This is a genomic window from Amycolatopsis sp. NPDC033938, assembly GCF_055575975.1.
Genome location: NZ_JBVIRO010000020.1, coordinates 135,907 through 159,411 on the forward strand (window position 1 = coordinate 135,907; position 23,505 = coordinate 159,411).

Here is a 23,505-nt window from a genome sequence, read left to right on the forward strand (position 1 = left end):
ATACACTCCCGCAATCCACACCGTCTGTGGCGAGCGTCATGTGAGACGTGCCTTGCAGTGCGACTAGCGTGACGTTCGGCTCAGATCTCCATGCCAACGTCGGCACGCCGGTTCCATCGGCGGATCGTCGTTGGCCAACGGCGACGTCTCCAGGAGGACGAATGTCCCGGCAGTTCCTCGCGGCGAGCGATCTCACGCTCTCCGGAGGTGGCTACACCATTGTCGGTGTAGTCGCCGTGGTCGCCCTTGCCGCACTGGTCATCGGCTACGTTCTGCTCAAGGAGGTGCTGGCCGCCGGCCAAGGCACCACCAAGATGCAGGACATCGCGAAGGCAGTGCAGGAAGGTGCGGCTGCCTATCTGAAACGGCAGCGCAACACCCTCGCGATTTTCGGCGTGATCGTGTTCTTGCTGCTCTTCGCCTTGCCGGCCGAAGACTGGAACGAGAAGATCGGCAGGTCGATCTTCTTCCTGGTCGGCGCGGGATTCTCCTTCGCGATCGGCTACCTCGGCATGTGGCTCGCGACGCAGGCGAACCTGCGTGTCGCGGCCGCTTCGCGTGAGCCAGGTGGTCGCGAAAAGGCGATGCGCGTGGCCTTCCGTACCGGTGGCGTGGTCGGCATGATCACCGTCGGTCTCGGCCTCTTCGGCGCCGCGGTGGTCGTCCTCGTCTACACCGGACAGGCCCCGAAGGTGTTGGAGGGCTTCGGTTTCGGTGCCGCGCTGATCGCGATGTTCATGCGTGTCGGCGGCGGTATCTTCACCAAGGCCGCCGACGTCGGCGCGGACCTGGTCGGCAAGGTCGAGCAGGGCATCCCCGAGGACGACCCGCGCAACGCGGCCACCATCGCCGACAACGTCGGTGACAACGTGGGCGACTGCGCCGGGATGGCGGCGGACCTCTTCGAGTCGTACGCGGTCATGCTCGTGGCCGCGCTGATCCTGGGTAGCACCGCCTTCGGTGTGCACGGTCTGATCTTCCCGCTCATCGTTCCCGCCATCGGCGTGATCACCGCGGTCATCGGTGTCTACATCACCAAGGCCAAGGCGGGCGAAGGCGGTTTGGTCACGATCAACCGCTCGTTCTACATCTCCGCGGGGATTTCCGCGGTGCTCTCGACGATCGCCGCGTTCGTCTACCTGCCCGGTTCGTTCTCCGAGCTGACCGGTGGCGCCACGAACGAGTCCGGAAGCCCGGCACTCATCGCGACCATCTCGGTGATCATCGGCATCGTGCTCGCGGCGATCATCCTCAAGCTCACCGGGTACTACACCGGCACCGAGTACAAGCCGGTCAAGGAAGTCGGCAAGTCCTCGGAAACCGGTGCGGCGACGGTGATCCTGGCCGGTATCTCGGTCGGCTTCGAGTCCGCCGTGTACACCGCGCTGGTCATCGGCGCGGCCGTGTTCGGCGCGTACCTGGTCGGTGGTGGCGTCGCGCTGTTCGCCGTGGCGCTCGCCGGTACCGGTCTGCTCACCACTGTCGGTGTCATCGTCGCGATGGACACCTTCGGCCCGGTTTCGGACAACGCGCAGGGCATCGCGGAGATGTCGGGCGACGTCGACGAAGACGCGGCGCAGATCCTCACCGAGCTCGACGCGGTCGGCAACACCACCAAGGCCATCACCAAGGGCATCGCGATCGCCACGGCGGTCCTCGCGGCGACGGCGCTGTTCGGGTCCTATCAGGACGCGATCACCAAGGCGGTCGGCGACGGCAAGGAGTTCATCGCGAACATCGTCGGCCCGGCGACGCTCGTCGGCGTGATCATCGGTGCCGCGGTCGTGTTCCTGTTCTCCGGTCTCGCGGTCAACGCGGTGTCCCGTGCCGCCGGCGCGGTCGTCTACGAAGTGCGCCGCCAGTTCCGCGACATCCCGGGGATCATGGAGGGCACCACCCGTCCCGAGTACGGCCGTGTCGTCGACATCGTCACGCGTGACTCGCTGCGTGAGCTGACCACTCCCGGTCTGCTCGCGGTGTTCGCCCCGATCGCGGTCGGCTTCGGCCTCGGCACCGGCGCGCTCGCCGGTTACCTCGGCGGTGCGATCGCGACCGGCACCCTGATGGCGATCTTCCTCGCCAACTCCGGTGGTGCCTGGGACAACGCGAAGAAGCTCGTAGAGGACGGAAGCCACGGCGGCAAGGGTTCGGACGCGCACGAGGCCACCATCATCGGTGACACCGTGGGTGACCCGTTCAAGGACACCGCCGGTCCGGCGATCAACCCGCTGATCAAGGTGATGAACCTGGTGTCGGTGCTGATCGCTCCGGCCATCGTGCAGTTCACGATCGGCGCGGACGCCAACGTCGGCATCCGTATCGGGATCTCGCTGGTCGCCGTCGCGATCATCGTGGCCGCGATCGTCGTCTCCAAGCGGCGTGAATCGGTTCTTTCCGAGACGCCCGCGGAAGCGAAGGCGTAACGCCGGGAAAGTCCCACCCGCCGGGCCCGTCACGTTTTCCGTGGCGGGCCCGGCGTTTTTCCTGGGCAGGCTAATCTCTGCGCGTCACACCGATCCCGACCCGGGGAGTCCCTGCCATGAGGCGTTCGCTGACTCTGCTCGCCGCCGTTTTCCTGCTGGCAGGCTGCGGTGGCGAGACACCACCCGCCGCACCGGCACCTTCTTCTTCTTCCGCCGCCGCGGCTGGAAGCGAGTGGATGGACGGGTTTTGCGGTTCGCTGATCGACTTCGCCAAGATCGGTGACTTCAAGATGCCCGAGGTCGAGCAGGGCGACGTCGCGAGCGCGCGCAAGGCGATGGACGACGCCTTCGCCGTCTTCGCTCCCGGTTTCGACAACGCCGTCACCGGGCTGAAGGGACTCGGTCCGGCACCGAGCGCGGAAGCCGAGACCGCGCGCAAGAGCATCGTCGACGCGCTGACTCCGCTGCGGGACAAGGTCGTCGCGGCGAAGACCGAACTGGACGCGGCGCCGAAGGACGACAAGATGGCCGCGGCGGCGGCCGCGGTGTCGTTCCGGCAGATCGGCTCCGACATCAACGACATGCCCGACCCGTTCCAGCAGCTGGAAACGAACGCTTCGTTGAAAGCCCTGGCAGCACAGGCCCCGAACTGCAAGAAGCTGCCTTCCTGAACGTTCTTGACGTCACGTTGATTTGCAATGCCCACCGGTATCGGTACCGTCGGGGGCCAACTGGGAAGTCGTCAGGTCGGGAGGTGTTTTCGTGCGGCCGCGGTTCACCGTCCTTGCCGCGCTAGCAACAGGTATCGGACTCGGCCTCGCCGGGTGCGGGCAGCAGCCCGCGGTGACTTCCCACGCCAGACAAGAAGGTCTCGCGACGGTCAGCGCGTCGCAGGCCGACCCCGCCTCCGCTTGGGCAGAGGGATACTGCGCCGCGTCCGGCGGACTCGTGCGGACGTTGGCGACGTTGCCCAGCGTCGATCCGAGCACGCCACAGCAGGCCACGCAGACCTCCGCTGAGCTGATGACCTCGGTGGTCGAGGGGCTGAACCGGACGTCCGCCGCCCTCGGGAACCTCGGGCCGTCCCCGGTCGCCGGTGGCGACGCCTCGCGAAGCGCCGCCATAGCCCAGCTCAACGGCATTCGCGCTCGCGCCGACGATGTACGTCAACGCCTCGACTCCTCAAGTGATCCCGAGGCGACGAAGGCGGCGCTTCGCGACGCGAGGGCGTCCCTCGACGAACTCGACCGCCTCGACCTCCTCAGGGGCCTTAACGACGTGCCTCAGCTCGCCGCGGCGGCCAGCCGGATCCCCGTTTGCCAGGATTTGGTCAAGCAACCGCGCTGAGTCATCGAGCTGTCACTGGCCATGAGTCGAACTTGTGTTCTATTGTGTGCGGGTGGACGGGACGATCTCGCTCTTCTCGGCGGAGGCGAGCGGGCCTGGGCTCGCCGACCTCGCCGGTGTGCTGTGCGGGCCGGGGCGGATGGCGGGCTTCGGCCGGACGGCCGCGCGGCTGTCCGCCGTGGTCGACGAGCCGTGGAGAGCGCGCGCACTGGCCAGGGAATGCCGTCGTCGCGGCGCGGAGGCGCAGGTCTCGGCCGCCGAATGCGGACGGCCGCTGGTGAGAACGCCGTTCCGTGTCGATCTGCTGCCGCTGGAACGGGGCTGGAACCGTGGTGAGGAAAAAGTACTGCCGGACGGGTTCCGGCTCGACGGCGCGATGCTGAGGATGTGGGCGCTGGCGGCGGGAAGCCCGCAGGGCAACGGCTACCTGCTCGCGCTCGATCCGGAGGCGCCGGAAACGCATGAGCGGCTGATCACGGCGCTGGCCCAGCTGGGCGTCCCGGCGAAGACCTTCAAGGGTGAAGAGGCGTTGCTGCGGATCACCGGCCGTCGGCGATTGGCGCACGTCCTGGAGCTGATCGGGGACGCGCCTGTGGGTGCGGAGCCCGCCTGGCCGAGTTTGGTGCCCGTCGTCCGCGCCGGGTGAGGCTCGCCAAGTGCTATGAAAGGTCCTTTCCTTGCAAAATTTGCAAGGAAAGGACCTTTCATAGCACTTGAGGCGAGGGGAATCAGGGCTTAGGCGCCTTGCAGTTCGGGTTCGCCAGGTCCAGCTCACTACGCGAAAGACAGGAGGTCAGCTGATAGGTCTGCTCCCCGTAGTTGATGCCCTTCCGCACGGTCACCTTCCCGGTGGCGTCGACCTCGCACGGGTTGTTCATCGTGCACCGTTGACCGCTTTCGTTGCCGGTGTTGTTGACGCCGACGACCTTCCCGGTCGAGGTCTCGATGATCGGCGACCCCGAGGTCCCGCCGATCGTCTTGCACGCCGAGGTGTACCGGATCGAGTCCTTCCAGACCCAGTCCGCTTCGTGCAGCTCGTGGACGAAGCCGTCGATGTTGCAGGAGTAGATCTTCTTCCAGTACCCCGAAACGACGTCCATCGCGATACCGGCCGACGGACGGGTCGGCGAGAGCGTCAGCGGGGCGATACCGTAGGTCGCCCGGATCTGGGAATAGCTGGTGTTGAGCTGGTACAGCGAGACGTCGGTGTCGGTCATCGTCGCGTAGAGCAGTTTCTTCGCCTTGAGCGTGCCCAGTGACGAACGGCCGTCCTTGGCCAGCAGGCTGAAGGTCCGTGACGAGGGCTGGTTGACGATTACTTCTCCAGGGTCCGGGAAACCTTCCTGGAGGCAATGCCCGTTGGAGAGGACGAGGGCGGGGTCGTCGAGGCTCGCCTCGGGCGGCTTGACCACCGACCCGGAGCAGTTCGACAACGCCACCGTTCCGGCGAAGGTGGTCGTCGCCGCTTCCGCGGGAACGGCACCGACCAGGGCGGATGCGGTCAGCATGGCGAACAGTGTGCCGAGGAGTCGTCGGGTCACGTGGAGTCCTTTCGGGTCGGCGTGGATATCAAGTGAAGCGTTGGCGGAAGGGAGCCACCACCGTCGAACGGAGGGTGTTCACCCCGTCACGCGGTACCCCAGGCGGACGTGTCCGACATCACGTGCTAGGTGTTGAAAGGAAACATCGACGAGGTCAGCGGCGATGCGCTGGACACACGATCGGCGGCGTGTTGCCCCACCTAGACGTGGTCCGGGTGGTGCGAGCGTGCACACTGACGGGTCGAGAGGCGGCGCGAAGGCGCCGAAGATGAGCGGAGAGCAGGACAGCGTGGCAGGAGCACGGACGAAGAAGACCGCGGCGTCGGACGATGGCGCGGGGCGCCGTCGGCTGGTGATCGTCGAGTCGCCGACCAAGGCCCGCAAGATCGCCCCGTACCTCGGCGCGAACTACGTCGTGGAGTCCTCCGTCGGGCACATCCGTGACCTTCCCCGCGGCGCGGCCGACGTGCCGGCCCAGTACAAGGGCGAGTCGTGGGCGCGGCTGGGTGTCGACGTCGACAACGACTTCAAGGCGCTCTACGTCGTCACCCCGGACAAGAAGTCCAAGGTCACCGAGCTGAAGGGCTTGTTGAAGGACGTCGACGAGCTCTATCTCGCAACGGACCCCGACCGCGAGGGCGAAGCCATCGCGTGGCATCTGCTGGAGACCCTGAAGCCGAAGGTCCCGGTCCGCCGGATGGTCTTCCACGAGGTCACCGAGCAGGCGATCCGCGCCGCGGCCGACAGCACCCGTGAACTCGACGGCGACCTGGTCGACGCGCAGGAGACCCGCCGCATCCTCGACCGTCTTTACGGCTACGAGGTCTCGCCCGTGCTGTGGAAGAAGGTCATGCCGAAGCTTTCGGCGGGCCGGGTGCAGTCCGTGGCGACCCGCATCGTGGTCGAGCGGGAGCGCGAGCGCATGCGCTTCACCTCGGCGTCGTACTGGGACATCTCCGCGACGATGGACGCCGGTGCCGAGGCGTCGCCCCGGAACTTCCCGGCCAGGATGATCGCCGTCGACGGCGCGCGGCTGGCCACGGGCCGCGACTTCGGCTCCGACGGGCAGCTGAAGGCTTCGAACAACGAGATCCGCGTGCTGGCCGAGGCCGACGCGGTCCGGTTGGCCGAGGCGCTGAAGAACCGTGACTTCAAGGTCGCGAGCGTCGAAGAGAAGCCGTACACGCGGAAGCCGTACGCGCCCTTCATGACCTCGACCCTGCAGCAGGAGGCGGGCCGCAAGCTGCGGTTCACCTCCGAGCGCACCATGCGGATCGCGCAGAAGCTGTACGAGAACGGGTACATCACTTATATGCGTACCGACTCCACGACGCTGTCGGAGTCGGCGATCTCGGCGGCGCGCAGCCAGGCGACGCAGCTGTACGGCAAGGAATACGTCTCGCCGTCGCCGCGCCAGTACACCCGCAAGGTGAAGAACGCGCAGGAAGCCCACGAGGCGATCCGTCCCTCTGGTGAGGTCTTCCGCACGCCGGGCCAGGTCGCGAAGGATCTGGACACCGACGAGTACCGCCTTTACGAGATGATCTGGCAGCGCACGATCGCGTCGCAGATGGCGGACGCGAAGGGCACCACGATGTCGGTGCGCATCGTCGGCACCGCCACCAGCGGCGAGGAAGTCACGTTCGCCTCCTCGGGCCGCACGATCACCTTCGCCGGGTTCCTCAAGGCGTACGTCGAGGCCGTCGACACCGAGAGCGGGGGCGAGGCGGACGACAAGCAGAGCCGTCTCCCGCAGCTGGTCAAGGACCAGGCGCTGACCGCGACCGAGCTGAGCCCGGACGGGCACACCACGTCGCCGCCGGCGCGCTACTCGGAGCCGAGCCTGGTCAGCAAGCTCGAAGAGCTGGGCATCGGCCGCCCGTCGACGTACGCGTCGATCATCAAGACCATCCAGGACCGCGGCTACGTGTGGAAAAAGGGCTCCGCGCTGGTGCCGTCCTGGGTCGCGTTCGCCGTGATCGGGCTGATGGAGCGGCATTTCGAGCGGCTGGTCGACTACGACTTCACCGCCGGCATGGAGGACGAACTCGACCGCATCGCCGCCGGTGACGAGCACCGTACGCAGTGGCTGTCGAAGTTCTACTTCGGCGGCGACATGGGTGTCGACGGCTCCGTGGGCCGCCTCGGCGGGCTGAAGAAGCTGGTCGGTTCCGGTGTCGAGGACATCGACGCCCGCGAGATCAACTCGATCCCGCTGTTCAGCGACGCCGACGGTCACACCGTCGTCGTGCGTGTCGGCCGCTACGGCCCGTACCTCGAGCGTGAGGTCGACGGGACGTCGCAGCGGGCGAACCTGCCCGAGGAGCTGCCGCCGGACGAGCTGACCCCGGAGGTCGCGGAGAAGCTGTTCGCGACGCCGCAGGAAGGGCGCGTGCTCGGCACGGACCCGGTCAGCGGGCACGAGATCGTGGCGAAGGAAGGCCGCTTCGGCCCGTACGTCACCGAGCTCCTGCCGGAGCCGGAGCCGCTGCCCGAGAACGCGACCGCCGCGCAGAAGAAGGCCGCGAAGGCGAAGCAGCCGAAGCCGCGTACGGGCTCGCTGTTCAAGTCGATGTCGATCGAGACGATGACCCTCGAAGACGCGCTGAAGCTGCTCTCGCTGCCGCGCGTGGTCGGCAAGGACCCCGAGTCCGGCGACGAGATCACCGCGCAGAACGGGCGCTATGGGCCGTACCTGAAGAAGGGCACGGACTCGCGTTCGCTCACGACCGAGGATCAGCTGTTCTCGATCACGCTCGAAGAGGCGCTGAAGATCTACTCGGAGCCGAAGCAGCGTGGCCGCTCCGCGACCGCGAAGCCGCCGCTGAAGGAGCTGGGCGACGACCCGGTGTCCGGTAAGCCGATGGTGGTCAAGGACGGCCGCTTCGGTCCGTACGTGACCGATGGCGAGTACAACGCGACGCTGCGGAAGTCGGACAGCATCGAGGAGCTGACCGCCGAGCGCGGTGCCGAACTGCTGGCGGAGAAGCGCGCGAAGGGCCCGGCGCCGAAGCGCAAGGCTCCTGCGCGCAAGCCCGCCGCGTCGAAGACGACGGCCACCAAGACGGCCGCGGCGAAGAAGACCACCGCGACCAAGACGTCGACGACGAAGACCGCGGCTGCGAAGTCGACTGCGGCGAAGAAGCCCGCTTCGCGCTCGACGGCCACGAAGACGAAGTAGCGCGCTCTAGCTCGGCCCAAGTGTCATGAGGGGTCCTCACCGGACGAAATTCGTCCCGTGGGGACCCCTCATGACGTTCGGCGGGGTCGGGAACAACGAGCCGGTGGAGCGATAGCAAAGGTCCCTCGATACCGCTCGCCGACCGCTCGCCGACCGGCCTCACCCGTTCGAACAAAAGTTCTAAAAATTGTCGGTACCAGGGTGTTCAATGGTCAGGTGAGCACTTCAACGACCGGTTCTTCAACGACTTCCGTCTTCGACGTCATCGACGAGGTCATCGCCCCGCTGGCCGCCGAGGTTCCGGAGCGTCCCTCGGTGATGGAGTTCTACGATCCGGACCTTTCCGTGCCACCGGTGCTGTCCGGCGAGGAGCCGGCTCCGGGGCTCACCCTCGCCGAGGAGGTGGAGCAGTACACCCGGTTCGTGAGCGGGATGACGGCGATCGGACTGGCCCCCGGCGGGGAGGTCACGCCCGAGGCCGTCGGGCTGTATCGCGCGCTTCGCGGCGGGTTCATCCGCGGCGTGGTCACCGGGGTCTTCCCGGCGCGCCGGGACCCGTGGGAGGTCCGGTTCTTCGGCGACGAGGACTACACCACGGTGCTGAACAAACTCGGCAGGCGAGCGCGACTGCGGTCCGGTTTCCTCAGCGCGCTGCCGGGCTGGGTGTTCGACGGGCTGCCGGATCATCCGCCGGGCGCGGGCGAGACGGTGCGCATCGAGACGGACACGGGCGGGTTGATCCCGGCGCAGGCCCGCGAGGCGCTCGAGGTGATCCGCGAGGGTGCTTCGCGGCCCCGTCACGGCACGGTCCTGGTCGATCTCGCGGTGCGGAACGCCATCCTCGCCGAATATCCGCACGGTGCCTTCGGCCTGGTCGACAACGACCTCGGCCGCTACCAGTTCAGCGCGGCGATGAACGGCGCCGGTCGTTGGACGCTCACCTGGGGCCCGGCCACCCGGTCGATGGCCGAACAGTGGATCGTGAAGGCGGTGCAGAACCATGCGTGAGCCGGCGACGGTGCAGGAACTGATGAAGCGCGCCGCCGAACCGGTGCTGCGCGCGGTGCCCGAGCGCCGGAGCGTGTACCTGGGCTACGACCCGGAGGTCACCGACGACGAGATCCGCCGCCTGTGCCCGTCCTACGACGAGCCGGCGGATCTGGTCACGCAGGCGGAGCGATACGCGGCGAAGGCGGCGATGCTCGAAGAGGCCGGGCTGATGGAGAACGGTGAGATCCATCCCGCCGCGGTCCAGATGCACGGCGTGATGCTGCGGGGTTCGGTGCGCGGCGTCCTCACCGGCGTCTTCGCCTCCGCTCCCCGTGCGGTGCGGGTCGATTGCTACGGCGACGGGCATCAGGCGGTCGTGTGGCGAATGCGGTCCGGGCGGCGGACCACGTTCAGCCTCAGCGACTTCGGCGAACTGGGCGCACGGGTCTTCGGCGGGCTCCCGCATGTTCCCGCCGGTGACAGCGCCCCGCTGCGCGTCCGCATCGACGAGCACGGCGTGCCGCTGCCGGGCCAGGAAGAAGAGGTCGGCCTGGTCGCCGAGATGGTGAGCCGTCCGCGGACCGGGACGGCGATCCTCGACCTGGTCGCCTTCGGCGGGCTGAACGCCGAGTACCCGGATTACGGGTTCGTGATCATCGACAACGATTTGGGGAGGTTCGTTTTGTACGTAGCCCCTTCCGAAGGGTGGCTCATGTTCGGTGGAATGGACCGCCGGGCACTGGCGGGCTGGCTGCACGAGGCGGTGGACTTGAGCCGGACGTAGCCGCCTTTGGGCGTTGACGGACGAGGGGGACGGCGATGGACCTGGACCGGCGGGCGGCCGACGCGTGGTTCCGGCGGCGAGGGCTGCCGATGGTCATCCACCGGCGGAGGCGCGGATCGGGCATGGTGCGCCGCTCGACGCCCGGACTGGTGTTCCTGTCCCTGCTCGACCTCCTCCTGGCCGGATTGCTGAAACTGCTCGACGTCCCCGCGGAAGTGCTCGCGGCCCGCATGCGTGACAGCGGGCTCGCGTACGTCCTCGGCGCGCTGACGCTGGCGCTCGCCGTGCTCGTCGTGCCACTGGTCGGCGGCCGTCTGATGGCGAAGCTGCTCCGGGCGCTGAGGCGCACGCGGGTGCGCTTGGCGGTGATGGCGGCGACCTTCCTGTTCTGGATGGTGCTGCTGCCACTCGGGGAGCGGCTCACCGGACTGGTGTCGTGGGACGACCCGCTGTGGATGGCCGTGCTCACCAACCTCGCCGCCCTGGTCGTGCTGATGCTGCTGGTTCGGACCGGGATCGGCTCGATACTGAGCTGGGCGGCGGAGAGCGCGGTCGCCCAGGTCCGGGCGATCGGCACGCTGGCGTCGCGGGCGTTGCCGCTGCTCCTGCTGGTGGTGATGTTCAGCTTCTTCACCGCCGAGCTGTGGCAGGCCGTGGAACGGCTGAGCCCGGGGCGGCTGTGGCTGGTGGTCGGCTTCCTCGTCCTGATCGGCGCGGTGTTCCTGGCGTCGATGCTGTCCGACGAGATCAAGGAGCTGAAGTCCTGGACCGTGGAGCCTGGCGCGACGGTCCTGCGCGGGACGCCCTTCGACGACGATGACACCCCGACGCCGGGACGGCGTGCCCTGTCGAGGGTGGAGCGGCTCAACATCGCCCTGGTGCTGTTCCTCGCCCAGGCGGTGCAGATCGTGGCGTTCGGGGTGCTGGTGTTCGCCTTCTTCGTCGTGTTCGGGGTGCTGATCCTCCAGCCGGAGGTCGTGACGGCGTTCGCGGGGCGTGAGTCGGCGCCCGGAACACTGCTGGGTGTCCCTCTTCCGGTGAGTTCCGCGCTGATCAATGTGTCGCTTTTCCTTGCCGTTTTCTCCGGTTTGTACTTCGCCGCGTCAACCGCGACAGACGCCCGGTACCGGCGTTCTTTCTTCGAACCTTTGCTGGAGGACGTGAAGATCAGCCTTGCCGCGCGTGACATTTATCTGGCCCATTGGGCGGATGTGCGCCGGGCCGAGCTGGTTACCCTGGAAGCAGAGGACATTCCGTAGTGAGGTGGTCACCATGAGCGGGAAGGGCGATGCACCCTTCTTCGATGCCCCCGACTTCGTGAAAGGCGACGGCACTCAGGCAGAACCTCCGGGCGACACGTTCGCCGACCCGGTGTCCGGGCTGGTCACGACCGGTACGGCGGGTCAGCTGGACTCTTCGGGCGTCGCCGAGGAGGTTCACGTGCCGGTCCCCGGGCCCGTCCAGCACGACCCCGAAGTCGTGAGCCGGATGGTCGACGCGGCGATGTTGGCGGAAGATCAGCCCGCCCGCAGGCCGGGCGCGGAGCAGTCCGCCCTTCTTCCGTCTCCCAGGATCATCAGCACGGTCGGTGAGCAAGGTGCTACGCCGATCGGGATCCTGCCCCAGCAGCGCACGTGGCCCACGAGGCCGCCGCAGCTGCTTCGTGGGCCTCGCAGTCTGAAGCAGGAAGATCCGGTCGAGGTCGACGAAGAGGCCGAGGTCGAAGTACGGCGCGCCAAGCGTTCGATGCAGCTTCCGAGGCTCGGCAAGCCGTCGTCGAACACCACCGGGGTGATGATCGCGATCGCGCTCATGATCGTCTTCGCGATCCTCGCCATTCAGCTGCTGGCCAGCCTGTTCAACAGCATCGCGGGGATCTTCGGGTAACCCGTCCGGCGGTAGCGCCGGACGGGCCCGTCCGTCCTCACCTCATCCATCGGGATACCCTGGCCAATACGGTCGGGGGACTCGGCGTACACCCGGGTCACGCCTCGGCGCCGCGTGACTAATGGGGTGGGCGTATCAGCGAGGGCGTGCAATCGGTGCCCGAAGCGGGCACGAGTGGATCGGCGGGCCGTGATGCTTCCACCATGCACCGCGTGCGGCGGGTGCTGGCCATCAAGCCGTTCCGCCGCCTCTGGGGTGTCACCTATCTGTGCAGCGTCGCGGACTGGTTGAACCTGCTGACGCTGACCGGCCTGGTCACCAAGCTGACGGACAACTACGCGGCGCAGAACTTCGCGTTCGTGGGCGTCGTGCTGACGTCGCTGCTGCCCGGTCTGCTGTTCGCCCCGCTCGGCGGGTTGCTGGCCGACCGGTTCGACCGCCGCAAGGTGATGGTGCTCTGCGACCTCGGCCGGTGCGGCTTCCTGCTGTCGATCGCGTTCGTCGGCACGCCGTGGTGGGTGTTCGTCGGCAACTTCCTGGTCGGCTGCTGTTCGATGATGTGGATCCCGTCGAAGGACGCGGCGGTGCCGAACCTGCTGCGCCGCCCGGACCAGGTCGAGACGGCCAACCAGCTCGGCATGGTGATGACCTACGGCCTCGCGGTGGTCACCGCGGCCGGGGCGAACGCCCTGCTCACCGGTAGTAACACCACGTTCCACTTCTTCGACGGCGACGCCCAGCTCGGTATCGCGAAGGTGGCCGTCGTCATCACCGGGCTGCTGTACCTCACCAGCGCGATCGTGATCGCCACCCGGATCCCCGAACTTTCGCTGCGCAATGTCCACGCGGTCGAGAAGCCCAAGGTCAAGCCCGCCGACGAGGAGAAGTTCGGCTTCCGTCAGATGATCTCCGACGGCGCCCGGTTCGTGCGGACGACGCCGCTGGTGCGCGGGCTGATGATCGGCGCTTTCGGCGCGTTCGCCGCCGGTGGCGCGGTGATCGGTTCGGCCAAGCCGTACTCGTCCAGCCTGCTCGCCGGTGACGCGGCGTTCAACCTCCTCGTGCTCGCCGTCTTCCTCGGGCTCGCCACCGGTATGGCCGTGGCGCCGAAGCTCGCCCGCCGTCTCGCGCACGACCGGCTGTTCGGCATCTCGATCGTCGCCGCCGGTCTGTGCCTCATCGTCGTCGCGCTGTCGCCGCACCTCGCCGTTTCGCTGGTTGCCGTCGCCGCTGTCGGTGTCTGGGCCGGGACGGCGTTCCTGACCGGTGTCACGATCATCGGTTCGCGGATCGAGGACTCGATCCGCGGCCGGATCAACGCGATCTACCAGTCGCTGATGAAGATCGTGCTGTTCGGCGCGACGATTCTGGTCCCGGTGCTGATCAGCGCGGTCCAGCAGACCGAGCTCACCTTGTGGGGCGGCACGATCACGATCGACGGCACGCGGCCGGTGATGATCGGCGGCGGTGTCCTCGCCCTGCTCGCCGGCATCATCGCCTACCGGCAGATGGACGACAGGCGTGCCGAGCCGATCCTCGCCGACCTCCGCAACGCCCTGCGCCGCAGCCCCCGGCGCGTGAACGGGCTGCTGATCGCGCTCGAAGGCACCAGGGCCATCAACACCGAGACGCAGGCCGCGCGGCTGGCCGAATGGCTGCGCGCGGGTACGCGTCCCGTCGTGCTGGCCGCCGACCCGGCACTGGACGACCAGCGGCTCGCGAAGCTCGTCTCCGGTGCTTCGCTGTCCGGTGCGCGGGCGCAGGCGCTCGCGGCCGCCGCGGTGCGCGCGGACATCGTCGAACGGGACATCCAGCCCGCGCTCGACGCCGGTTCCGTGGTCGTCATGGAACGTTTCGTGGATTCGCCGCTGGCCCATCTGTCCGCCGTCGCCGGGCTCGACAGCCAGGAACTTGAAGGGCTCGCCGACTGGGCGACCGGCAGGCTGCGGCCCGATATCACCGTTCTGCTCGACGCCGATCCCGGCACGGTGATGCGGAAGTCGGAGGCGCTGGACGCGCAGTGGCGGGTGCAGCATCTGCTCACGGAGATGGCCGCCGCCGACCCGGACCGGTACGTGGTGGTCGACGCGGACGGCACAGAGGACGAAGTGTGCGAGCGGGTGCGCGCCGCCATCCGTGCGGTGCTCGTCGGCCAACTCGCCGGGCTCGTGCCGTCGGAGGAAAAGGTCGAGGCGAGATGACGGAATCCCCTGTGCTGATCGGTGTCTGGAAGCAGCTCGTCGGCCAGGATCCCGCCGCGCGCGTCCTTTCCACGGCGTCGACGGCGGCCGCGCGGATCATCGAGAACCAGCCTGTCGCGCCCGGCGCGATGACTCACGCGTGGCTGGTCACCGGACCGCCCGGATCGGGACGTTCGACCGCCGCCAGGGTTTTCGCGGCGGCGTTGCAGTGCAGTACCGGCACGGGATGCGGGGAATGCCCCGGCTGCCGCACCGTGCTCGCCGGCACCCACGCCGACGTCAAGCTCGTCGCGCCGGAGGGCCTCTCGATCTCCGTCGCCGAAATGCGTGCGCTGGTCCAGGCAGCCGCTCGCCGCCCGACCACCGGGAGGTGGCAGGTGGTGATCATCGAGGACGCCGACAGGCTGACCGAAGGCGCGTCGAACGCGTTGCTGAAGGCCGTCGAGGAGCCGCCGGACCGCACGGTGTTCCTGTTGTGCGCGCCGTCCGATCACCCGGAAGACGTGTCGGTGACGATCCGGTCCCGGTGCCGCCTTGTCACCCTGCGGACGCCGCCGCCCGAAGCGATCGCGCAGGTGCTGGTGGAACGGGACGGCATCGATCCCGACCGCGCGCGGTGGGCCGCGTCCGTCTCGAGTGGACACGTCGGCCGCGCGCGGCGGCTCGCGACCGACGAAGCCGCCAGGCAGCGGCGGGCGACAGTGCTGCGGATCCCGCTGGGCCTGCGCCGTCCGGCCGATGTGTTCACCTGCGCCGATCAGCTGATCAGCGCGGCCGAGGCCGACGCGGGCGAGGAGAGCAAGGTCCGCGACGAGGCCGAGCGTTCCGAAATCCGCACCGCGATGGGCGGCGACGGCATCGGAAAGGGTGTCGCTGGAGCGAAACGGGCCGCCGAAGCCGCGGTGAAGCAACTCGAGAAGCGCCAGAAGTCGCGGGCGACCCGGACCCAGCGGGACACCCTCGACCTCGCGCTGGTGGACCTCGCCGCGTTCTACCGGGACGTGCTCGTGACCGCGAGCGGCGCGAACGCGACGCTGAACCACCCCGATCACGCGTCGGAAATCGCGCAGGCCGCCTCCGCCTGGGCGCCGGACTCGATCCTGCGCCGTCTGGAAGCCGTCCTGGAATGCCGCGAGGCCATCGACCTGAACGTGAAACCGCGAATCGCCGTCGAAGCCATGGTCACCACCCTGCGCCAAGGCTGACCCGGCTCCTGCTTCGCCTACCCCAGCCCCCCGCCCGTCCCAGGGGGGCGACCCCGAGTCCAGTCTACCGGGGGTGGGGCAGGGAAAGGGCTGGTAGCGCGAGTTGTCCACAGCTGGAGCGGGTTGTGGATAAGTGCTGTGGGTAAGTGAGGAACCTTCGGGTCTCCGGTAAGCCGCGGTCTGATGTCCCCGATGTGGCATGGGAGACGCTCCCTGTCCCCAATGCCACATTGGGGACATCAGACCGCGGCGAGCCAGGCAAAGCGAAGGGGACCTTCGCCGCTCTCGAAAGCGAAAGCGGCGAAGGTCCCCTTCGGCTCACTGAACCCAAGCAAGAGAGGGTGGCACGAACGGGCCTCCCACGCGGGGGCAAGGCGTGAAAGGACCGTTCATCACCCTCCTCGCCCCGTCTAGGTGCGCGGTCGCGGCGAAGGCTTGAAGCCCGGATCGTCCTTCGACACCGGAACCGGAACAAGCCGGCGACGTCCCGGCATCGCGGCCACCAGGACCACACCGAGCAGCAGCATCGCGGTACCCGTCCAGAACATCGGCACCGTGTCGTAGGCCGCGTTGGTGTAGGCCAGGTTCTTGACCGGGCCCTTCGGCGCCGCGCCACCGTTGTTCCCCGCGGGCGGCGGAGTCGCCGTGCCGCACTCGACGCCGCCTGCCGGCGCGTACGCCCGTGCGATCTGCTCACCGAGCGAAACCTGGGCCAGCGACGAAGGCAGCTTCTTCGCGACCTCCGGCGGGAGCGCCTTCTGCAGCGCGGTGGTGGGCAGGATCTGCAGGTCCAGCAGTCGCGCGGAGGCGCCCATCTGGAAGCCCTTGAACGGCGAGGTCATGTCGCTCGACTTCTGGTTCAGTCCGGCGATCGACAGCTTCAGCACCCCGATGTCGAGGGTGAGCCCATTACCGGCCTCGCCGCCCGGAAGCTGCTTAGTGGCACCGTTCACCAGTTCGGCGAGCCCGCCGACGACCGGCACGTTCTTCAGCTGCTCGAAGCCGGGAACCTGCTTGAGCGTCGGCAGCGGGATGCCGATCGGGACGTCCTTGGTGGGGTTGTGCGCGTCCAGGGTGAACAGCACCTTGTCGCCACGCATGATCTGCAGCACCGGAGCGGTGTACTCGACCTTCGACGTCTTCTTGTCACCGGTCGAGGTGACCCGCAGCGTCGGCTGGCTGGCGACCTTGATCGTCAGGCCGAGCGGCGTGCCCTTCAGCAGTTCGATGCTGGCCGCCTGCAGGGTCGACGTCGATTCGACGGCCTTGTTCTTCGAGCCGGGGATGTCGACCAGCCGCACGACCGACCGTGACGACAGCGTGTTCGGCAGGCTCAGCACCGCGCCCTTGCCGTCACCGCTGGCGCTGTTCCCCGAAAGCAGGTCACCAAGGTTCGCCAGCGGACCGGGCAGTCCGGCGAGGCCGGCCTTGAGCTGGTCGCTCGCCTGGGTCAGCTGCTCGGCACCCGGGAGGTTCGGGATGGTCGGCAGCAGCGAGAGGTTCGCGATCGACGTGCTCGAATCGGCGATCGTGCCGACACACGGCCCGAGCGTCGGGCTCCAGCGCGCGTGCGCCTCGCCGTTGAGCAGGCCGAGGTTGAACAGCGGGTTCTTCGGCGCGTTGAGACCGCCGCTGATCGGCTTCGGGTTGTCCGGCAGCGCCGTCTGCACGAGGCTCCCCGGCGTCTGCGGCGCGTTGCCCGCGGCCGACAGGCCGAACGGCGACGACTGCGCGATCGACTTCTCGTAGTTCAGGTACGCCTCGGAGTTGGCCTGGGCGCTGGAAAGCCCCATCCCGGCTTCGAGCGCGGACTGCTTCGGCAGCATCTCACCCGCGCCGGGCAGGATCGCGCTCGTCGGGACGGCGTTGGGCAGCAGCCGCAGCACGCCGAGCGCCGCCCCCGCGTCACCGACCGCCTTGCCGAGCGGCTGCGGCCCGATCGGCGCCGACATCGGCGGCTGTCCCGGGTTCGCCGGATCGGGGATCGGCGTGGTGGGGATCGTCTGGGCCGTCGCCGGAGCCGCGGTCAGCAGAAGCAGGGCCGCGGCGGCCGGAAGCGCCAGCACACGGGGCAGTCGTTGCCGCATGAACAGGTCCTCCAGTGGGGATGGGCCGATCTTGGGGGACTGAGACCGGCGTCATAGGACCTTAACGACGGTGGCCCTGGAAGGTGACGTTCAAGCCTCCGCTACACTTGTCTCCGTCATCGGGTGCGAGCCCGATGTCTGCCGCCTTAGCTCAGTCGGCCAGAGCGATTCACTCGTAATGAATAGGTCAGGGGTTCGATTCCCCTAGGCGGCTCCGCAGGTCAGGGCCTCATTCGGATACTCCGGATGAGGCCCTGATCCGTTTCCGGGGCAGTCGCGCGGCCGCGACGGAAGTTCACCCGTTGGTGTCAGCTCTTGAGGAACATCCGCGACAGTGACGTGCCGACGCCGGTGAGGTGTTCGACGAGGGTGTCCGCGTCCGCGTCGAGCAGGCCGGAGCGCCACGCGAGCATGATCTCGACGAACCCGCCGATGCCCAGCAGGACGTTGACGCGGAATTCCAGCTCGTCGACGTCCGGCTTCAGATGCGGCCGGGCCAGTTCGATCAGCAGGCCGGTGGTCTCCTGGACGGTCTGCCGCCGCAGTTGCTCCAGCACCGCGCTGCCCGCGTGGTCGCCGAACAGGATCTGCGCCCGTGTCGGCTCCTCCTGCACGTGGTGCACGACGACGTCGACGGCGGCGCGGAGCTGGTCCAAGGCCGGGCGGTCGATCCGTTCGGCGACCGCGTCGAGGAGCATCCGCAGGGTTTCGTCGCGGACCTGTTCCCAGGCGGTGGCAAGGAGTTCGTCTCGGTTGGCGAAGCTCTCGTAGAAGTACCGGTCCGTCAGGTTCGCCCGCGCGCACACACCCCGCATCGTGACCGCCGCCCACCCCTGTTCCTGCCAGATGTCCAATGCGGCGCCTAGCAGGGCGAGCCGTCGTTCGGCGCGGCGCTCGTCGGCGGTTTTGCCGCTGTAGCGGCGGGACGCGGTCACCGCTCCATCTTGACAGCAGGTGCCCTCAGATTCATTCTGAGGGCATGCGACCGCAGAATGGCCTGCGACCCGGTCTGGCCGCCACGCTGACGTCCGCCTTCGTGCGGCCGATCGCCAACGCGATCCCGGCCAACCGGGCCGGAGTCGCCTTCTCCCGTGCTTTCATCGCGAGCAGCCTGTGGCTGGCTTCCCCACCGTTGAAGGGGAGCCGAGTCGAGCCCGGCGTCCGCGGCGAGTGGGTCCGTGGTCCCGAAGTGACCGACGGCGACGCCGTGGTCCTCTACGTCCACGGCAGCGGGTACTCGCTTTGCTCGCCCCGCACGCATCGCGGGCTGACCACGCGGGTCTCCGCCGGCACCGGGTTGCCGGTATTCGCCTGCGAGTACCGCCTCGCGCCCAGGCATCGGTTCCCGAACGCCGCCGACGACGTCCGCGCGGCCTACGACCGGCTCGTCGGGCAAGGCTGTGAACGGATTCTCGTCGCGGGCGACTCCGCGGGCGGGCATCTCGCGGTCGACCTCGCCGCGCAGCTCATCCGGGAGCACAAAGCGCCACCCGCCGCGCTCGCCCTCTTCTCGCCGTTGTTCGACGTGACCTTCGGGCTCGCGGCGGAACGGGAGCGTATGCGGCGCGATCCGATGATCTCCGCCGCAGCGGCGGCCCGCCTGGTCGGTCTGTACACAGTGGACGCCGACCTCACCTCGACACGGCTTCGGTTCGCTTTCGACGACATCAAGGGTTTCCCGCCGACGCTCATCCAGGCCGGCGGCCTCGAAATGCTCGCCGCGGACGCCATCGAACTGGCCAGGGCACTGCGCCGCGCGGGGGCGGACTGCGAACTCGACATCGTCCCCGGCCAGATGCACGTCTTCCAGGCGCTGACCCGCTTCATCCCCGAAGCGGCACCGGCGATGGAGCGGGCTTGCCGGTTCCTGACCGAGAATCTCCCGGCGATCGAGAGGGCGGCATGACGAAACGGACCCACGGGGCGCATGCGGTCGTCACCGGCGCGGGCAGCGGTATCGGCCGGGCGATCGCGGCCGAACTCGTCCGGCGCGGCAGCCGGGTCGTCTGTGCCGACATCGACTTCGCTTCCGCCGAAGAAACTGTGAGGATGCTCAAGGACAACGGCGAAGCGGTTGCCGTCGCCTGCGATGTGTCCACTGTGGATGAAGTCGCCGAGCTGGCGAACCAGGCCCGTTCGTGGCTCGGCCGCGATCCGGACCTCGTCGTCAACAACGCCGGGATCGGCGCCGGTGGCAAACTCGTCGGCGAGAGCCCGCTGTCCGATTGGCAGCGCACCCTCCGCGTGAACCTCTGGGGCGTGATCCACGGTTGCCACACCTTCGTCCCCGCCATGCGGGCGGCGAAGGCGGGCGGGGTCATCAATGTCGCTTCGGCCGCTGGGTTCACCGCCGCGCCGAGGATGGCCGCCTACAACGTGAGCAAGGCCGGGGTCGTCAGTCTTTCGGAGACCTTGGCCGCGGAGCTGTCCGGCACCGGCGTCGCGGTCACCGTGCTGTGCCCGACTTTCGTGCGCACCAACATCTTCGGCGGTGAACTCATCGATGCCGAAGCACGTGGTCTCGCGCAGCGTGTCTCCGATCTGGTCGGGTTCTCACCCGAACGGGTCGCGAAGATGACGCTCGACGCCCACGATCGCGGGCGCCTGTACGTGGTGCCGCAGCCCGACGCTCAGCTTCTCTGGCACGCCAAGCGGTTCGTGCCCGTCCCCTACACGCGGATCGCCGGTCTCCTCGGCCGGTTCCTGCCCGCCGAAAAGGAGAAGTGATGGCCTACGACTTCGACGCGATGCTCCAGACCATCAAGGACAAGCAGTGGTCGCTGGCCGACATCGACTGGGACGCGCCCGGCGCGGAGACGATGACCGACGAACTGCGCGCCAAGATGCGGCCGTTCATGGCCGATCTGGTGTGGATCGAGCACGTCGGCGCCCGCGGGTTCGCCTCGCTGGCCAAGAAGGCGCCGACGCCGGTTATCCAGGAGATCTACCGGTACTTCCACGCCGAGGAACAGAAACACGCCAACGCCGAACTGGCGTTGATGAAGCGCTGGGGCATGCTCGACGAGCACGGGTCGATGCCCGAGCCGAACATCAACGTCAAGCTCGCCATCAAGGTCCTCGACGACTACGGCGACACGTTGCCGCTGACGGCGCTGGCCACGCTCATCCCGCTGCTGGAATGCGCGCTGGACGGCGCGCTGGTGAAGTTCCTGCTCGAAGAGGTCTCCGATCCGGTGTGCCATCAGGTTTTCCGGCATATCAACTCGGACGAGTCGCGGCACATCACGGCCGACTTCGAAGTGCTGGAACTGATCGGCGCCGGCTCGACGACCAAACTGCTCACCGAATCGCTCGGCTCGCTCAAACCGCAGATCGTGCTGGGCCTGATCGTGGTGTTCGTACCGCTGATCAACAAGATGCGGGACAACATCGTCGCGATGGGCCTGCCGGAGAAGAAGCTGTACAACGCCGTGAAGCGGTTTTCCACCATCGGTGGCCGCGGCGAGTTCACCAAACGCATCCCGGCGTATCACGTGCTCAAGGCGCAGGCGGCGATGATCGTCGACCGTTCGCACGTCTACCACCGGTTGCTCGCCGACCCGATGGTGAAGGTGACCCGCCTGATCCCCGCGCGGCTGCTGGGCAAACCGCAGTCGTGGACCGAGGAGATCACCCACGAACCGGTCGCGTCATGACGCTGGGCGAGTTCCGGGGCGAGGTGTTGCGCGGCACCGAATGGTTCGGGCACGACTTCGCGGGGCAGCGGGTCGCTGTCATCGCACCCGGCCGTGAGGCCGCGCAGATCGTGCCCGAGGTGGCGGCCACCGCGCTTTCGGTGAAGGTCTTCCAGGAGGAACCGGACTGGGTGGTGCCGATGCCGGTACCCGGCCCGAGTGTCGTCGGTATCGCCGTCGCCCGCGTTTTCCTGCGCTGGCAGGTGAAAGACCCCTGGGTCCGCCGACTGTTGACGCCGGACCGCCGCTTCGGTTCGCGACGGACGGCGCCGGGTCTCGGCTACTACGGCGCGCTCAAGCGGCCCGGCTGCAAGCTCATCACCTGGCCGGTCTACGCCTTCGCGCCCCACGGTGTCCGCACCGCCGAGGGCATCGAGCATCAGGCGGACGTCGTCGTGGTGGGCGCGAGTTCGCTGTTCGCCAAGGAAGGACTTCCCGTATGACCACGCCCGACCACGAGATCGCGATCATCGGCGGTGGCTTCTCCGGTATCGGTGCCGCGATCCTGCTCGACAAGGCGGGATTCGGCGATTTCCTGATGCTGGAGGAGGGCGATGGCGTCGGCGGCGCGTGGCACTGGAACACCTATCCCGGCGTCGCCGTCGACATCCCGTCGTTCAGTTACCAGTTCTCGTTCGAGCAGATCTCCGGTTGGTCGCGGGTCTACGCGCCGGGCCGTGAACTGAAGGCCTACGCGGACTACTGCGTCGACAAGTACGACATCCGCCGCCGCACCCGGCTCGGCTCGAAGGTCGTCGGGGCCACCTTCGACGACGAAACGCACTTGTGGCGCCTGGAAACCGCCGACGGCTGGTCGATGACGGCGCGGTTCGTCGTCGGCGCCACCGGCGTGCTCACCCAGCCGAAGCCGCCGGACATCGACGGCCTCGCCGACTTCCGCGGCACGGTCATGCACACCGCCCGCTGGGACCACGGCGTCGATCTGCGCGGCAAACGCGTCGCCGTCGTCGGCACGGGGGCGTCGGCCGTCCAGGTCATCCCCTCCATCGCGCCGGAAGCGGGACATCTGACGGTGTTCCAGCGGACGCCGATCTGGTGCCTGCCCAAACCCGACGCCGTCCTGCCCCGGCCCGCGCGGCTCGCGCTGCGGCGGTTGCCCGGCGCGAAACTGGTGTCGCGGCTGGCCAGTCAGGCGCTGGTCGAGGTGACCTTCCCGCTGGCCGCGCATTTCCACAACCTCCTGCCGACCGCGGGCGCGGGGGAGCGGATCGGGCGCGCGCATCTGCGCCGCGCGGTGAAGGATCCGGTGACCCGCGAGAAGCTCACGCCGCGATACGCCTTGGGCTGCAAGCGCCCGAGCTTCTCCAACGACTACCTGCAGACGTTCGACCGTGACGACGTCACGCTGGAGACCACGGGCATCGACGCGATCACCGAACACGGCGTGCGCACCGTCGACGGCACCGAACACGCCGTCGACGTCCTGGTGCTGGCGACCGGGTTCAAGGTGTTCGAGAAGGGCAACATGCCCGCGTTCACCGTGCGCGGCTCGGGCGGCACCGATCTGGAGAAGTTCTGGGAAGAGAACCGGTTCCAGGCCTATCAGGGCGTCAGTGTGCCCGGCTTCCCGAACTTCTTCACCATTCTCGGGCCCTACGGCTACAACGGTTCCTCGTATTTCAACCTGATCGAGACGCAGAGCGCGCATATCGTCCGGTGTCTGCGCAACGCCCGCAAGACCGGCGCGACGCGGGTGGAGGTCACGAACGAGGCCAACGACCGGTACTTCCAGAGCATGCTGGACCGCCGCAAGCATCAGGTGTTCTTCCAGGACAGCTGTTCGCTGGCCAACAGCTACTACTTCGACGCGAACGGGGACGTGCCCTTCCGCGCCTCGCCCACGCTGGAGACGATGGTGACGAGCCGGTTCTTCGACCTCGACGACTACGCCTTCGCGGACGGCCGGTGAACACTGGCTGAAGTCGGCCGTCCCCGGCCTGGATGAGCCTTCGCGCCGCCGCGAACCGCTGACGAACCCGGTGCTGAGCAGGCCGGGGTGTGAGGGCGGCGGTGTGAGGGCGGCGGTGGGGAGTGGGTCGGGTTGGTCGTGAGTGGCGATTAGGGGTTTAAACCAAAAAACCCCACAAAAAAACGGGGGACCCGGTTAGGCCGGCGGGGTTTTGGGTTGCAACGGGGGGGCGGT

Annotated in this window: 19 protein-coding genes and 1 tRNA gene; 17 read left to right on the plus strand and 3 right to left on the minus strand. The window is 68.1% G+C overall.

What is annotated here, in order from left to right; all coding sequences use genetic code 11:
• Positions 1-161: 161 nt before the first annotated feature.
• From ACZ5ZX_RS34945 to ACZ5ZX_RS34960, 4 genes are all read left to right on the plus strand, one after another.
• Positions 162-2,423: a sodium-translocating pyrophosphatase gene (locus ACZ5ZX_RS34945; RefSeq protein WP_465506253.1), complete on the plus strand. Its 2,262-nt coding sequence runs from the start codon at positions 162-164 to the stop codon at positions 2,421-2,423.
• A 116-nt stretch (positions 2,424-2,539) separates the two neighbouring features.
• The gene (locus ACZ5ZX_RS34950; protein ID WP_465506254.1) at positions 2,540-3,094 is read left to right on the plus strand and encodes a hypothetical protein; all 555 of its coding nucleotides are present in this window, start codon (positions 2,540-2,542) and stop codon (positions 3,092-3,094) included.
• Positions 3,095-3,185: 91 nt separating this feature from the next.
• Positions 3,186-3,770, plus strand: coding sequence for a hypothetical protein (locus ACZ5ZX_RS34955; protein ID WP_465506255.1), 585 nt, complete (start codon positions 3,186-3,188; stop codon positions 3,768-3,770).
• 34 nt (positions 3,771-3,804) lie between these two features.
• Positions 3,805-4,416 (plus strand): hypothetical protein, encoded by a 612-nt coding sequence (locus tag ACZ5ZX_RS34960; protein ID WP_465506256.1) that lies wholly within the window; start codon positions 3,805-3,807, stop codon positions 4,414-4,416.
• A gap of 82 nt (positions 4,417-4,498) precedes the next feature.
• Here the strand turns inward: ACZ5ZX_RS34960 and ACZ5ZX_RS34965 are convergent, their stop codons facing one another.
• On the minus strand, positions 4,499-5,311 hold the full coding sequence (locus ACZ5ZX_RS34965) for a S1 family peptidase (RefSeq protein WP_465506257.1): 813 nt from the start codon (positions 5,309-5,311) through the stop codon (positions 4,499-4,501).
• Positions 5,312-5,579: 268 nt separating this feature from the next.
• Here ACZ5ZX_RS34965 and topA point away from each other — a divergent pair, with 268 nt between their 5' ends.
• The 7 genes from topA to ACZ5ZX_RS35000 all read left to right on the plus strand — a co-directional run bounded on the left by topA (position 5,580) and on the right by ACZ5ZX_RS35000 (position 15,559).
• Positions 5,580-8,492 (plus strand): type I DNA topoisomerase, encoded by a 2,913-nt coding sequence (topA, locus tag ACZ5ZX_RS34970; RefSeq protein WP_465506258.1) that lies wholly within the window; start codon positions 5,580-5,582, stop codon positions 8,490-8,492.
• A gap of 201 nt (positions 8,493-8,693) precedes the next feature.
• Positions 8,694-9,500, plus strand: coding sequence for an ESX secretion-associated protein EspG (locus tag ACZ5ZX_RS34975; RefSeq protein WP_465506259.1), 807 nt, complete (start codon positions 8,694-8,696; stop codon positions 9,498-9,500).
• Complete coding sequence (locus ACZ5ZX_RS34980; RefSeq protein ID WP_465506260.1) at positions 9,493-10,266, plus strand: ESX secretion-associated protein EspG; 774 nt, start codon at positions 9,493-9,495, stop codon at positions 10,264-10,266. Before ACZ5ZX_RS34975 ends, ACZ5ZX_RS34980 begins: the two co-directional genes overlap by 8 nt.
• A gap of 35 nt (positions 10,267-10,301) precedes the next feature.
• Entirely contained in the window at positions 10,302-11,525 is a 1,224-nt protein-coding gene (locus ACZ5ZX_RS34985; protein WP_465506261.1) for a hypothetical protein, read from the plus strand.
• A gap of 13 nt (positions 11,526-11,538) precedes the next feature.
• Entirely contained in the window at positions 11,539-12,153 is a 615-nt protein-coding gene (locus ACZ5ZX_RS34990; protein ID WP_465506262.1) for a hypothetical protein, read from the plus strand.
• A 146-nt stretch (positions 12,154-12,299) separates the two neighbouring features.
• Positions 12,300-14,354: a bifunctional MFS transporter/dTMP kinase gene (locus tag ACZ5ZX_RS34995; RefSeq protein ID WP_465506263.1), complete on the plus strand. Its 2,055-nt coding sequence runs from the start codon at positions 12,300-12,302 to the stop codon at positions 14,352-14,354.
• The gene (locus ACZ5ZX_RS35000) at positions 14,351-15,559 is read left to right on the plus strand and encodes a DNA polymerase III subunit delta' (RefSeq protein ID WP_465506264.1); all 1,209 of its coding nucleotides are present in this window, start codon (positions 14,351-14,353) and stop codon (positions 15,557-15,559) included. The genes ACZ5ZX_RS34995 and ACZ5ZX_RS35000 overlap by 4 nt, the downstream gene beginning before the upstream one ends.
• Positions 15,560-15,969: 410 nt before the next feature.
• On the opposite strand, the gene ACZ5ZX_RS35005 is transcribed toward ACZ5ZX_RS35000, so the two are convergent.
• Positions 15,970-17,646 carry a hypothetical protein gene (locus ACZ5ZX_RS35005; protein WP_465506265.1) on the minus strand — a complete coding sequence of 559 codons (1,677 nt, stop codon included), beginning with the start codon at positions 17,644-17,646 and terminating at the stop codon, positions 15,970-15,972.
• Positions 17,647-17,786: 140 nt separating this feature from the next.
• Between ACZ5ZX_RS35005 and ACZ5ZX_RS35010 the strand changes: the two genes are divergently transcribed.
• A tRNA-Thr gene (locus tag ACZ5ZX_RS35010) sits at positions 17,787-17,860 on the plus strand.
• Between the two features lie 94 nt (positions 17,861-17,954).
• Here ACZ5ZX_RS35010 and ACZ5ZX_RS35015 read toward each other — a convergent pair.
• A complete protein-coding gene (locus ACZ5ZX_RS35015) occupies positions 17,955-18,581 on the minus strand; it encodes a TetR/AcrR family transcriptional regulator (RefSeq protein ID WP_465506266.1) in 627 nt (208 codons plus the stop codon).
• 44 nt (positions 18,582-18,625) lie between these two features.
• Between ACZ5ZX_RS35015 and ACZ5ZX_RS35020 the strand changes: the two genes are divergently transcribed.
• Genes ACZ5ZX_RS35020 through ACZ5ZX_RS35040 form a run of 5 tightly spaced genes read left to right on the plus strand, consistent with a single transcriptional unit; the run spans position 18,626 to position 23,271 of the window.
• Positions 18,626-19,552 (plus strand): alpha/beta hydrolase, encoded by a 927-nt coding sequence (locus tag ACZ5ZX_RS35020; protein ID WP_465506267.1) that lies wholly within the window; start codon positions 18,626-18,628, stop codon positions 19,550-19,552.
• Entirely contained in the window at positions 19,549-20,373 is an 825-nt protein-coding gene (locus ACZ5ZX_RS35025; protein WP_465506268.1) for an SDR family NAD(P)-dependent oxidoreductase, read from the plus strand. The genes ACZ5ZX_RS35020 and ACZ5ZX_RS35025 overlap by 4 nt, the downstream gene beginning before the upstream one ends.
• Positions 20,373-21,302, plus strand: coding sequence for a ferritin-like domain-containing protein (locus ACZ5ZX_RS35030; RefSeq protein ID WP_465506269.1), 930 nt, complete (start codon positions 20,373-20,375; stop codon positions 21,300-21,302). The genes ACZ5ZX_RS35025 and ACZ5ZX_RS35030 overlap by 1 nt, the downstream gene beginning before the upstream one ends.
• The gene (locus ACZ5ZX_RS35035) at positions 21,299-21,784 is read left to right on the plus strand and encodes an NAD(P)/FAD-dependent oxidoreductase (RefSeq protein WP_465506270.1); all 486 of its coding nucleotides are present in this window, start codon (positions 21,299-21,301) and stop codon (positions 21,782-21,784) included. The genes ACZ5ZX_RS35030 and ACZ5ZX_RS35035 overlap by 4 nt, the downstream gene beginning before the upstream one ends.
• Positions 21,781-23,271: a flavin-containing monooxygenase gene (locus ACZ5ZX_RS35040; RefSeq protein WP_465506271.1), complete on the plus strand. Its 1,491-nt coding sequence runs from the start codon at positions 21,781-21,783 to the stop codon at positions 23,269-23,271. Before ACZ5ZX_RS35035 ends, ACZ5ZX_RS35040 begins: the two co-directional genes overlap by 4 nt.
• Positions 23,272-23,505: the final 234 nt, after the last annotated feature.

Bases quoted from the DNA above. Each gene is read 5' to 3' on its own strand.
- ACZ5ZX_RS34945 (WP_465506253.1), top strand. From the start codon at position 162: ATGTCCCGGCAGTTCCTCGCGGCGAGCGATCTCACGCTCTCCGGAGGT.
- ACZ5ZX_RS34950 (WP_465506254.1), top strand. From the start codon at position 2,540: ATGAGGCGTTCGCTGACTCTGCTCGCCGCCGTTTTCCTGCTGGCAGGC.
- topA (WP_465506258.1), top strand. From the start codon at position 5,580: ATGAGCGGAGAGCAGGACAGCGTGGCAGGAGCACGGACGAAGAAGACC.
- ACZ5ZX_RS34980 (WP_465506260.1), top strand. From the start codon at position 9,493: ATGCGTGAGCCGGCGACGGTGCAGGAACTGATGAAGCGCGCCGCCGAA.
- ACZ5ZX_RS34985 (WP_465506261.1), top strand. From the start codon at position 10,302: ATGGACCTGGACCGGCGGGCGGCCGACGCGTGGTTCCGGCGGCGAGGG.
- ACZ5ZX_RS34990 (WP_465506262.1), top strand. From the start codon at position 11,539: ATGAGCGGGAAGGGCGATGCACCCTTCTTCGATGCCCCCGACTTCGTG.
- ACZ5ZX_RS35000 (WP_465506264.1), top strand. From the start codon at position 14,351: ATGACGGAATCCCCTGTGCTGATCGGTGTCTGGAAGCAGCTCGTCGGC.
- ACZ5ZX_RS35005 (WP_465506265.1), bottom strand. From the start codon at position 17,646: ATGCGGCAACGACTGCCCCGTGTGCTGGCGCTTCCGGCCGCCGCGGCC.
- ACZ5ZX_RS35020 (WP_465506267.1), top strand. From the start codon at position 18,626: ATGCGACCGCAGAATGGCCTGCGACCCGGTCTGGCCGCCACGCTGACG.
- ACZ5ZX_RS35025 (WP_465506268.1), top strand. From the start codon at position 19,549: ATGACGAAACGGACCCACGGGGCGCATGCGGTCGTCACCGGCGCGGGC.
- ACZ5ZX_RS35030 (WP_465506269.1), top strand. From the start codon at position 20,373: ATGGCCTACGACTTCGACGCGATGCTCCAGACCATCAAGGACAAGCAG.
- ACZ5ZX_RS35035 (WP_465506270.1), top strand. From the start codon at position 21,299: ATGACGCTGGGCGAGTTCCGGGGCGAGGTGTTGCGCGGCACCGAATGG.
- ACZ5ZX_RS35040 (WP_465506271.1), top strand. From the start codon at position 21,781: ATGACCACGCCCGACCACGAGATCGCGATCATCGGCGGTGGCTTCTCC.